This is a genomic window from Streptomyces saintjeani (assembly GCF_055409605.1).
The window spans coordinates 5,537,313-5,548,891 of sequence record NZ_CP189624.1 but is presented as its reverse complement, the minus strand read 5'-3'; the positions used below and the strand labels follow the sequence as shown (position 1 = coordinate 5,548,891).

Genomic DNA, 11,579 nt, shown 5'->3' with positions numbered 1-11,579 from the left:
ACCGGTTGGCAACAACATGGGGCGCTATCTACCGCTGGTCCCGTCCGGAGGGGTACGGTCCCTGTGTCCAGGGGGACTTGATCGGGGGGTCAGGTTGAACAGTGGGCGCATTCGTGTGCTGCGCGCGCAGGAGTTGGGCGAGGGGGAGCGCGAGCGGTGGCGGGCCCTGCGGGCCGCTTCGCCGGCCCCGCGCAATCCGTTCATGGAACCGGAGTTCGCCGAGGCCGTGGGGCGCGTACGGGCGCGTACGCGGGTCGCGGTGGTGTACGAGGGGCGCGAACCCGTCGGGTTCCTCCCCCACGAGCGCGGCGCGCTCGGCATGGGCCAGGCCCTCGCGTACGGCGTGTCGGACGCCCAGGGCGCGACCCTGGCACCCGGACTCGGCCTGGACGCCGCCGAGTTGATGCGGGCCTGCGCCCTGTCGAGCTTCGCCTTCGACAACCTGGAGGCGGAACAGGGCCTGTTCGTCCCGCACGCCGCCGCCGAGTACGCCGCCTTCGTCATCGACGTCGAGAAGGGCTACGACGCGTACGAGTCCGTCCTGCGCGGCCAGTCCCCGAAGTTCCTGCGGACGACGCTCGCCAAGGAGCGCAGACTCGGGCGTCAGGCGGGCGAGTTGAGGTTCGTGTTCGACGAGCGGGACCCGGCCGCGCTGCGCACGCTCATGGCGTGGAAGTCGGCGCAGTACCGCCGCACCGGCCGGCGTGACCGGTTCGCGCAGGAGTGGATCACGCGCCTGGTCGCACGCCTCGCCGACACGCGCGCGCCGGAGTGCGCCGGCACGCTCTCCGTCCTGTACGCCGGGGAGCGGCCCGTCGCCGCGCACTTCGGGCTGCGCTCGTCGACCGTCCTGGCCTGCTGGTTCCCGTCGTACGACACGGAGTTCGCGAAGTTCTCGCCGGGGCTCGTGCTGCATCTGCGGATGGCCGAGGCGGCGGCTGCGGAGGGCATCGGGACGCTGGATCTCGGGCGGGGGGCCGCCGAGTACAAGGACGCGCTGAAGACCGGCGAGATCCCCGTGTACGAGGGCGCGTGGACACGTCCGGGGGTGGGGGCGGCGCTCTACTGGCTGAGCCGTGAACCCTCGCGCCGGGCGCACCACTTCGTGCGCGGGCGCCCACGGCTCGCGAGCGCTGCGGCGCGTGCGCTGAAGAGCGCCGGGCGGCTGCGGGGTGCGGGGCGACAGCGGGAGGATTCCGGGCAGCGGGGGAAGTGATCGGCGCGGGCGGCGTCGCAAGGGTGACGTCGCAGGGTGATACCTGAGGGCTCATGACATCAGGGGGGTTCATGTCCCGTACGACCCGTACATCCCAGGTACGAGACGAGATACGGCGCTTCCTCGCCGTCCGGCCCGTCCAGGTCGGTGAACTGGACCTGACCGGCGGGGGCGTGGTCCTGAGACCCGGTCCTGGCAGCCCGCCGGTGGCCTCGGGGCCGGTGTTCGTCCTGGTCCGCAGGGAGGGGCGGCCGGTCGGCACGCTCCTCGGGGAGGTCCCGGAGGGGGCGGACCCGAAGGCGACGCTCAGCGAACTGGCCCAGGGAATAGGCCAGTTGGAGGAGGCCGGGCCGCCGACGGGGCCTCCACCGCCGTACACCACCGTCGTCATCGCCACCCGCGAGCGGACCGGCAAGCTGGTGCACGCGCTCGACTCGATGCTCGCGCAGGATCATCCGCGGTTCGAGATCGTGGTGGTGGACAACGCGCCCGCGACGAGGGCTACTCGGGATCTCGTACGCGAGAAGTACGCCGAGCGGGTGAGGTACGTGTGCGAGCCGGTGCCGGGGCTCGCGGTCGCGCACAACCGGGGGGTGGCCGCGGCGCGCGGGGAGGTCGTGGCGTTCACGGACGACGACGTCGTCGCCGATCCGCGCTGGCTCACCGAGCTGACCTCGCCGTTCGCCGCCGACCCGGGCCTCGGCTGCACGACGGGCCTGATCCTGCCCGCACGGCTGCGCACCCCGGCCCAGGTCCTCCTGGAGAGCCACGGCGGCTTCTCGAAGGGGTTCGTGCCGAGGACGTACGACCCCGCCGCGCCGCCCGCCGACGAGCCCCTGTTCCCCTTCACCGCCGGGCGGTTCGGGTCGGGGGCCAGCATGGCGTTCCGTACCCGGGTACTACGCGAGGTACGGGGCTTCGACCCGGCGACCGGGGCCGGCACCCTGGCTCGCGGGGGTGACGACCTGTACGGCTTCGTCCGGGTGCTGGCGCGGGGGTACCGGCTGCACTACACGCCGTACGCGCTGGTCTGGCACCACCACCGGGAGACGTGGCGGGACCTGGAGACGCAGGCGTACGGGTACGGGGCGGGGCTGGGGGCGTACTTGACGGCGGTGCTGGTCAACAGTCCCGGGTTGGTGCCGGGGTTCCTCGCCAGGTTGCCCAAGGGGGTGGCTTATGCGCGGGCGTTGACGGCGAGCCGTGGGACGGTGAGGGGTCGGGGAGAGGGCGGCGGCGGGTCGGGGTCGGGGGTACTTCAGGGGGACGGGTCCGGGGTACTTGCGGGGGACGAGGTGGGGGTACCTCGGGGGGACTCGGTGGCGCGTCCGGCTTCCGCCGGGCCCGGTGTGCACGGTGACCGGGATCATCCGTGGCCCCGGCGGCTGTCGAGGCTCCAGCGGCGCGGGATGCTGTACGGCCCGGTCGGGTATCTGCGGGCGCGGTGGGCGTTGCGTGCGGTGTGGGGGCGGGGAGCGGCGCGGTGAGCGGGGGCGAGGGGGGCATACCCGGGAGGGACGAGGGTGAGGGTGTCATACCTGCGGGGGACGGGGACGAGGATGTCATCCCCGTGTTCCTCTACCACGCCGTGATGGAGGAACCCCCCGACTGGATCGCCGAGTTCACCATGACGCCGAAGCTGTTCGGCGCGCATCTGGACGCGGTCGTCGACAGTGGCCGTACGCCGGTCACGATCAGTGCGCTCGCCGACTTCCTCGCCGGGCGGGCGGCGTTGCCGCCGAGGCCGGTGCTGCTGACGTTCGACGACGGGTTCGCTGACCTGCCGGGCCCGACCGCCGAGGCGGTGTTCGCGCGGGGGCTCACCGCGACCGCGTACCTCACGACCGGCGCCATCACCCCGGGCGGGCGCAGCCTGTTGCCGCCCGCGCCGATGATGTCGCTGGGCGGCGTACGGGAGTTGGAGCGGGCCGGGATGGAGATCGGCAGCCACACCGTCACCCACGCGCAGCTCGACACCCTCGCGCCCCGGGACCTCGCGCACGAACTGCGCCATTCCCGCGCCGTGCTGGAGGACGTCCTCGGTCACCGCGTCCGTCATCTCGCCTACCCGCACGGCTACAACGACCGCCGGGTGCGCCGGATGGCGGCAGCCGCCGGGTACGAGACGGCGACCGCCGTACGGCACGCGCTCAGTTCGGAGCGGGACGAGACACACCGGATCGCGCGGCTGATCGTGCGGCGGAGTCATACCGTCGGGGACGTCGCCGACTGGCTCTCAGGTAGGGGGGCGCGTATCGCGCCGTACCGGGACGCGCCCCGGACGGTGGCGTGGCGGTGGTACCGGAAGGGGCGGGCGGCGGTGAAGGGGCCGGTGTTCGCGGGGTGAGGACGGCGGGCGGGGGTGGGGGTGGCTCTCGGGTATTAACCGTCTACCCCTCAGGTATCGGCAGGCGCTGAAGGGGCGGGGAGAGCACCCCGCCCCGGTAGTCCCCGTGTACTACTTCAGGGGCTGGTTCAGGTACGGGTCGGAGACCGCCTCGCGCAGGCTCGACCAGGCCCGGGAGTTGGCGACCGCGAGGTCGCAGTTCGGGCCGGGGTCGCGGTAGTTCCACTGGAGGGCCGCCTTGACGCCGGTCAGCTTCTTGAGGACCGAGGGGACCTCGGCGTACCAGTCGGCCTGGCGGGCGGGTCGGGTCGGGTCGTCCGCGGTGCCGAACTCGGAGAGCATCAGCGGTTTGTCGTCGGAGATGTTCCCGCGCATCCAGTCGTGCGTGGCCTGCTGGGTCTGGGCGAAGGAGAGCCAGCCGGCCTTGTGGCACCGGTAGTAGTTGTACTGGTTGTAGGCCACCCAGTCGACGTAGTCGTCACCGGGGTACATCCGCTTGATGAGGTCGGCGTGGCCCAGGTACCCGGTGGTGATCCAGGTCCACACGACGTTGGTGACGCCGAGTTCGCGGAACCGGTCGTGGATGTGCCGGTAGGCCCGTACGTAGTCCTCGGGAGTTCCGCTGTCCGGGGTACGCGTATCCATCTCCAGGTCGAAGGAGAGGAACACCTTCTTCCCGTACGCCTTGACGCGCCTGGCCTGGACGTCGATCACCGAGTCGTCGAGGTCACCGGCGGTGATCTGCTTCCACGTGGGCTGCTGGGCCGCCGTACCGCCCCAGACCTTGCTCTCCCAGGAGAGCAGCAGGAGGCGGTCCTTGCCGACCTCGCGTTCCTCGTCGGTGAGCAACTGGCCTTCCCTGCGCGCCCCTTGGACCAGGGACATGTCGTGGTACGTGTAGACGATGTCGAGGGGGCGGCCGATCTGCCGCTCGTACGCCGTCACCTTCTCGGGAAGGTCGTCCTTGTCGTGCGGCACGAACGCGCCGAACCAGGCCCCGCAGGGCGGTTCGAGCAGAGCCGTCGGCGCGCACCGGCCGCCTTGGGTGGTGGGCCGGGAACCGCCCCGGTCCTGGTCGCCGGAGGAGTCGTCCCTCAGGAGCAGTACGGCGGTGAGGGTGACGCCCGCGGTGAGGACGGCGGTGAGGGCGAGGCGCCGGGGGCGGGGGCGGGGTCGTCCCCGGTGTCGTCCGTGAGAGGGAGGGGTACGGGGTACCCCGGGGGTGCGCTGGCCCGTCATACCTGAGCGGTAGACCGGTCGTCGGCGGGCAGGTCGTAAACGGTGGAGCCACCTCACAGGGCAGTACCTTTCGCAGTCCGCGGGGAGGCGCGCAGGCGCGGGCAGAACGCCGCGATGGTGGTCAGCAGCGTCAGGGTGAGCAGGACGCGCTGCGCGCTGAAGGCGTGCGTGGCGATGAACACCGTCCCGACGACCAGGACGGCGGACACGCTCACGAAGACGGTCAGCATCAGCCGCTCCAGGAGGTCGGAGTGGCGTGCGAAGGCCGGATCGCGGCCTTCGACGGGACCCTCGGCGGGCCGCGCCGCGAGCGCGGGCCCGCAGATTCTGACCAGGGCCCCGCCCGGCCCCGCCGCCAGGAACAGCACGACGGCGGCGGCTCTGAGCGGGGATCCGCCGGGCAGCGCGAGGGAGCTGACGGCGAGCCAGCCGGCGAACGGGGCCGCCATCCGGACGACGAGTTCCTGCGGGGTCATCGGGCCGTCTCCTTCAGCGCGTACGCCACCCCCGCGCCGTTGCCCGCCACCCGTTCGAACAGGGGCGACGCGGCGACCGAGGCGCGGATGTGGTCCAACTGGGCTTTCGTGAGGAGGCCGTTCATCTCCGAGTCGGCGTACTGGCCCTGGGACAGGACCAGATAGGCGCGGGCCGGGGAGTCGACGGACGACATGTCGTCGGCGAGCGTCGCCGCCGGGTTCCTCAGGATCTTGTCCACGTGCGCGCGCGAGTCGTCGAGGAACCAGTAGTGGTCGACGCGCCAGTAATCCGCGTACGCCAGTGGGTAGTTGCGGTCCGCCGCGACGACCAGGGAGCCCTCCGGTGCGCGGTCGAAGACCTGCTGGACGAGGTGCACCTCGGCGGGCGGGAAGTAGCTGATGCGGTCCTTGCCGGAGTAGCTGGGGATGAACGCGAGCGTGCCGGCGAGCAGGGCCGCGAGCGGCAGCCAGGTGTAACGCCGTTGGCGCGTACGGGGGTTGAGTTCCGTCGCCGTGAGGGTCCTGACCTGTGGCATGAGCGCCGCCGCCGCGAAGAACGCGGCGCCGGGGAGCATGAACATCAGGACGCGGAAGATCATCTCGCTGCCGTAGCTGCTCGCCGCGAACATCGGCAGCGGGGCGAGGGCGAGCAGCAGCAGGGGCAACGCCCGGTGGCGCAGCACCGGTTGGCGCCAGGCGCCGAACGCCGCGAGCAGGATCACCGACGCGGACAGCAGGCGGGCGGCCCAGGACGTCGCGATCGCGCCCGTGCCGGTGGGGGTGGCGCCGTAGCCCGTCTCGACGTTGCCGCCGATGTCGCCGACCGAGCGCAGCATGTCCGGCATCGTCGCGGACAGGAACGGCAGCGCGGCGGTCAGGCACCAGGCGAGGAAGATGACGACCGTGGTGACGATCGGGACCTTGTCGCGGTAGCGGCGCGCGAAGAAGAGGGCCGCGAGGGAGATCACCAGCATGCCGGGGGTGAGCTGGTGGGAGATGACGATCCCTACGACGAACAGGGTGAGGACGACGGTCCATACGGCCGCGCGGGAGCGGGCGTCGGGGGTACGGGGGGTGGCGTACCTCCTGAGGACTACGGCGAGTACGCCGAGGTGGAGGGCGAAGGCGACGGACTGGGGGGAGAAGTAGTCCTGGCCCACCCAGTTGGCTACGTAGAACAGCCATACCGCCGTCCAGACCAGGCGCCTGTCCTCCGTGAACGTGCGGTAGATCAGCAGCAGGGGGAGCAGCAGCATCAGGCTGGAGACGAGGGGCCACCACGCCATGAACCGGGCGGCCGAGTCGACTCCCAGGAGCCGTACGAGAGTTGCCTGCGCCGCGAAGAAGCCGGGCCACTGGTCGTAGACGGCCATGTCGCCGAGGGCGTCCGAGCCCTGGAGGCGGCCCGCGGTGAGGAGGTGGTCGATCACCGCGTCGTGCTTCCACGCCCAGGCGTACAGGGGGGTGGGGTACAGGACGGCCTGCGTCGCGCGCTCCATCACCAACAGGCCGATGACGTACGCCGGCGCCCAAGCGGGGTGCCTGCGGCGGGAGTTGACGAGCGTGGACCAGAACCCGGCCGTCAGCACGACCAGGCCCGCCCAGAACGCCGGGTGCAGCGCCGTGAGCAGCCCGAAGTCGTCCAGCTCCCCGACGTGCGTGTGCCGCACGGCGTACGCCCACAGCCCCATCGCCCCGGCCAGTCCCGCCGCGGGCCACAACGCCGAGTGGTACCAGGGGCGCGCGGGCGGCAGGTCGGCGAGATCGGTGACGGGGTCTTCGGAGTGGGAGGCAGGAGGGTCGGCGAGGGCGGTGGCGGGAGTGCGCAGAGGGGCTGCGGACGGCTCCGTACGCCCCAGGGGGGACCCACCTGGGTACGACACCGGGCCCCCCGGGGGGACTGCGGGATCCGAGGACGGCCTCGGCTCCCCCGAAGGGACTACGGATGCCCTCGGGCCCTCCGAGGAACCCACGGGACCACCGAAGGGAGAGGCGGAGACGTCGGACTCCCGTACCCCGAAGCCGGCTTCGGCTTCACCGAGAGCACCGCCCGAACGCCCCCCCGCCCCGGTCCCGGCAGCTCCCGCAACCCACTGCGCCACGCCTCGGGACTCCCTCCCCCCAAAGGACTCCCGCTCCACCTCCCTCTCGGCCCCTACGGACTCCCCACCGGTCTCGGCCCACTCCCCCGCACCCCCCTGCCCCGCAGCCTCAGGCCAACGAACGACCCGCGCCTGCCCCGCACGCGCGGAACCCCCCCGGCTCCCCGGCGCCCCAGCCTCACCCGCACCCGCCCGCCCCGCACCGTCGAGCCGCTCGCCCGCCCCCGGCTCCCGGGCGCCACCCCACGGCTCACCCGCCTCTTCCCGGCCACCCCCTCCGAGCCGCAACTTCCGTGTCCCCTCCGCCCGTTCACCCCCCGGCGCGCCCGCGCCCCGTTCGTCCGGCCCCACGCCGGGCGGTTCGGAGGTGTCCGTGTTCGGGTGGGACGTCTCGGCACTCTGGGAGCCCTTGGCCGGGTCCGGTCCGGTTCTCTGGTTCGGTGTGCGCACGACGGTTCCCCCCTGTCGTTCGGCGTTGGATCAGGTCGTGGGGCGCGGTGGGGCGCGGTGGAGCGAGAGGAGCACGGCGAGGACGAAGAGTGCGGCGAGGACGGGCGGCGCGAAGGGCGCCAGGGCCTCTCGCCACACCCAGCCCCCCAGGGCGGCGAGATAGACGAGCCCCCAGCGCGCCGTCCAGGGCAGCCGCAGCCGCTCCCCCAGCCGGGCGAGCACCTGCGACAGCGCGACGAGGCACAGCAGTTGGCACAGCGGCGGCGCCCAGCGCAGCAGCGGTACGGGACCGTCGAGCCCCATCGCCTCCGCGAGGAATCGCGCCGTTTCCGTATAGAACGTCCCACCCACCGCCTCCGGTTCCCGCCCCAGCGAGACCGGTACGGCGTACAGCGCGAGGACCACGGCACCCAGCACCGTCCCCGGCAGCCACGGATCGCGCCGCAGACCGAGCGTCACCGCCCCGACGTACAGCAGGAGCAGCACGAGCCCGGCGCCGAGCGCCGTCCAGGGCAGCGCGTCGAGCATCGCCCGCCCGGAGACGGACCCGGACGACGATGCCGTACCCGTAGTACCCGTAGTACCCGGAGACCGCAGCCACGGCAGATCCCGCACCCCGAAGGCGAACACGGCAACGGCGGCGACGAGGGCCGTCCACATCCCACCCCGCAGCCACCGCTGCCCCTTCTCGGACCACAACCCCCGCGCCGCGTAAGCCGGTTCGACGCCCCGCCCAGCGAGGAGCCCACCCGCAGGCGGCCCCGAGGAGGACTCGGACGACGACCCCGAGGACAACTCGGAGGCCGACCCCGGAGGCGTACCCGGGTAGTACCCAGGTACGACCCCCGACCGCACCCCCGCCGCCGACGCACCCCCACCCCGCCCCCTCGACCGCCCCTGCGGCCACACGATCACCGCCAGCGTGTCCGCCTCCAGCGCCTCCCGCTCGTACCCCGGCCACCCGATGAACAACGGCACGGTGTCCTCGTCCGCGACAGCCGCCCGCCGCGCCCAGCTCGTGCCGTACCCGGAGGCCGTCGCGTACCCGGCGGTCGCGCCGAGCCGATGAGCGGACTCCAACGCAGGCGCAGGCGCCGACCCCGACGCCCGCGCGGAGCGCCCCCGCCCCGCCCCCACCGCCCCCACCGGCCGCAGCGCCGCCCGCAGCCCCACCACCGACACCCCAGCGATCAGCGTCATCCCGAGCAGCACCGCCCACCCCGCCCCGGCGATCCCGGCGGGCCCGAACAGCACCGCCGCGCACCCGAGCACCAGCGTGCACATCGCCCCCTGGAGCGCGGCGAGCATCCCCGTGCGCCCCTGCACCCGCAGCACCCCGATGTACAGCTCGACCACGACCCGAGGCAGCGCCCCGAGGGCCAGCAGCCGCAGCACCGTCGTCCCGTGCTCCGCGTAGTCCTCGTCGAACGGCGTGAGGATCTGCGGCGCGAACAGCACCAGCACGAGGACGACGGGTACGAGGAGCAGCGTCATCCGGCGCAGCGCGCCCCGTACGCCGTCGGCGAGGTGACGGGGGTCGTGGGAGGCGTGCGCGGTGAGCGAGGAGGCCATGTTGATGGCCATGAACTCCATCGTGCCGCCGACGGTGTACGCGACGTAGAAGTAGCCGTTCTCCGCCGCGCTGAAGCGCACGGCGACCATCACCGGCAGCAGGTTGATCATCGCGAGGCTGAACAGCGCGCCCAGCGAGTCGCCCGCGAGGAAGCGGCCCATCTCGCGCAGGCGCGGCGGCTCGACGTGCCGGTCGGCGGCCTGCTGGCGCGGGATCAAGCGGCGGAAGATCAGCCAGCCGAGCGGCACCGTCGACAGGGCGATCGCGGCGGCCCAGGAGACGAAGATGCCGAGCGCCGGCAGCGCGGTCGCGAACACGGCGAGCAGGATCAGCTTGCCGACGGAGAACACCGCGTTGCCGACGGGCACCCACAGGGCCTTGCGCAGCCCCGTCAGCACCCCGTCCTGGAGCGTCAGCAGCGCCCACGCGACGCACGCGACGACGAACACCGCGCCGGCGGCAGGCGTCCCCAGGGGCGCGTACGAGGCCCCCCACAGGTCGAGCGTCAGCAGGAACACGCACGCGGCGATCACCACGACCACCGAACTCGCCGCGTACGCGCGCCACACCAGCGCCCCCGTCGCCCGTCCCGCGCGCGGGACGAACCGGACGACCGCGCCGATCATCGTCGTCGCGGTGATGCTCGCGAGCAGGCGCATCGCGGCGATGGCGGCGGAGCCCTGCCCGACGGCCTCCTCGGAGTAGTAGCGGGCGGCGACCAGCCAGAACCCGAGGCCCAGGACGGCGGAGACGCCGGTGCTGAGCATCAGGAAGTAGGCGTTCCTGAAGAGGGAGTCGGGGCCCTCGCGCGCGGGCGCGTCCTTCGCCTCCGCGCGCGCACCGGTCGCCGCGCGCTGTCTGGGCTCGGCCCGCGTCTCAGTCACGGCTCACTCCCGGCGCGCGCACGGGTGCCTTCCCCGCCGGCCGCACCCCCGCCTCCGTCAGCGCCGCGATCACCGCGCGTGCGCGCAGGGGGTCGACCGGCAGCGCGTGCCGCGCGAACCAGCGCGCCCCGGACGGGTCCGGCGACACGTCCGTGAACTCCGCGCCCGCGTAGTCGTCCAGCGGCGGGTCGTACAGGTACCCGACGACGATCCCCCGGCGCGCGAGCGCCTCCCGCGCGGCGTCCCGGTCCTCGACGAACAGCGGGACCCGGAAGAGGGGCTGCGGCGGGCCGTCGTCCGCGCGCGCCCACGGCGTCGCGAGGAGACGCTCCGCACCCTCCCGGCAGGCCGCCAGAACGCCGTCCAGACGGTCCAGCCTGCGCCCCACGCGCGCGAGGCGGCCGGTCCCGGCGCGCAGGCGGTAGTCGTGCATGTCGACGCGGACCCACGGGTCGTACGCGGCCAGGCCGGGGGCGGTGGCGCCCGCGCGCGCGAGGTCCGCCGGCCGCAGCGGCATCCGGATCTCCTCGCGCTCCATCCGCCCCAGCAGCCGCAGGGTGGCCCACGCGGCCCGGCGCAGGCCGAGGCCCCGTACGGCGGCCTCCGCGTACGGCCGTACGGCGTACGCCAGTTCGGCCGTCGGCCGCGCGGGACGGAGCAGGTCCTCGCGGGCCTTCTCCAGGGTGTCGCGCAGGCCCGCGTCCGCGCAGGACAGGAACCCGCCCGCCTTCGCGCCGGCGTGCTTCGACAGGCTGAACACGGAGGCGTCGCCCCACGCGCCGACCGCCCTGCCGCCCACCTCGCTGCCGATCGCGTGCGCGCCGTCCTCGAACAGCGGGACACCGAGCGCGTCGCACCTCGCGCGCAGGCGCGGGGCGTCGTCCGGGTTGCCGTACAGGTTCGTCGTCAGGACGGCGGACAGGGTGCCCCAGGTGGCCTCCGGGACCGCGTCCACGTCGATCGACGCGTCCAGCGGCCTCAGGGGCGCCTGGACAGGCCGCAGGCCCGCCGCGAGCACCACGAAGAAGATCACGTCGTCGTTGACCGGCGACATCAGGACCCGTCCGCCGGGCGGGCACCAGTGGCGCAGCGCCACGTACAGCCCGAACCGGCACGACGGCACGTACACGCATTCCCGGCCGAGTCTGCCGCGCATCGTCGCCTCCAGCCGCGCGAGCCGGGTCCCTGCTCCCGTCCCGCCCAGCCGTACGCCACGACCCGCCGACCCCCGGCCGGCCTCCCCTTCGGCCATCCGCCCCCCAGATGCGCCCAGCGAGAGCCCCCTCCCCGAG

Annotated in this window: 8 protein-coding genes; 3 read left to right on the top strand and 5 right to left on the bottom strand. The window is 73.4% G+C overall.

Annotation, left to right across the window (positions count from 1 at the left end):
• Positions 1-115 precede the first annotated feature (115 nt).
• From ACQCO7_RS25270 to ACQCO7_RS25260, 3 genes are all read left to right on the top strand, one after another.
• Positions 116-1,216, top strand: a complete 1,101-nt coding sequence (locus tag ACQCO7_RS25270; protein ID WP_464073971.1) for a GNAT family N-acetyltransferase — start codon at positions 116-118, stop codon at positions 1,214-1,216.
• A 71-nt stretch (positions 1,217-1,287) separates the two neighbouring features.
• Positions 1,288-2,703, top strand: a complete 1,416-nt coding sequence (locus ACQCO7_RS25265; protein WP_464073970.1) for a glycosyltransferase family 2 protein — start codon at positions 1,288-1,290, stop codon at positions 2,701-2,703.
• Between the two features lie 83 nt (positions 2,704-2,786).
• On the top strand, positions 2,787-3,563 hold the full coding sequence (locus ACQCO7_RS25260) for a polysaccharide deacetylase family protein (protein WP_464073969.1): 777 nt from the start codon (positions 2,787-2,789) through the stop codon (positions 3,561-3,563).
• Positions 3,564-3,674: 111 nt separating this feature from the next.
• Here the strand turns inward: ACQCO7_RS25260 and ACQCO7_RS25255 are convergent, their stop codons facing one another.
• The 5 genes from ACQCO7_RS25255 to ACQCO7_RS25235 form a co-directional block, all read right to left on the bottom strand.
• On the bottom strand, positions 3,675-4,802 hold the full coding sequence (locus tag ACQCO7_RS25255) for a glycosyl hydrolase (protein WP_464073968.1): 1,128 nt from the start codon (positions 4,800-4,802) through the stop codon (positions 3,675-3,677).
• Positions 4,803-4,855: 53 nt separating this feature from the next.
• The gene (locus ACQCO7_RS25250) at positions 4,856-5,278 is read right to left on the bottom strand and encodes a hypothetical protein (RefSeq protein WP_055724945.1); all 423 of its coding nucleotides are present in this window, start codon (positions 5,276-5,278) and stop codon (positions 4,856-4,858) included.
• On the bottom strand, positions 5,275-7,161 hold the full coding sequence (locus tag ACQCO7_RS25245; protein WP_464073967.1) for a glycosyltransferase: 1,887 nt from the start codon (positions 7,159-7,161) through the stop codon (positions 5,275-5,277). The genes ACQCO7_RS25250 and ACQCO7_RS25245 overlap by 4 nt, the downstream gene beginning before the upstream one ends.
• 699 nt (positions 7,162-7,860) lie before the next feature.
• Positions 7,861-10,287, bottom strand: a complete 2,427-nt coding sequence (locus tag ACQCO7_RS25240) for a lipopolysaccharide biosynthesis protein (protein WP_464073966.1) — start codon at positions 10,285-10,287, stop codon at positions 7,861-7,863.
• The gene (locus ACQCO7_RS25235) at positions 10,280-11,539 is read right to left on the bottom strand and encodes a DegT/DnrJ/EryC1/StrS family aminotransferase (RefSeq protein WP_464073965.1); all 1,260 of its coding nucleotides are present in this window, start codon (positions 11,537-11,539) and stop codon (positions 10,280-10,282) included. The genes ACQCO7_RS25240 and ACQCO7_RS25235 overlap by 8 nt, the downstream gene beginning before the upstream one ends.
• Positions 11,540-11,579: the final 40 nt, after the last annotated feature.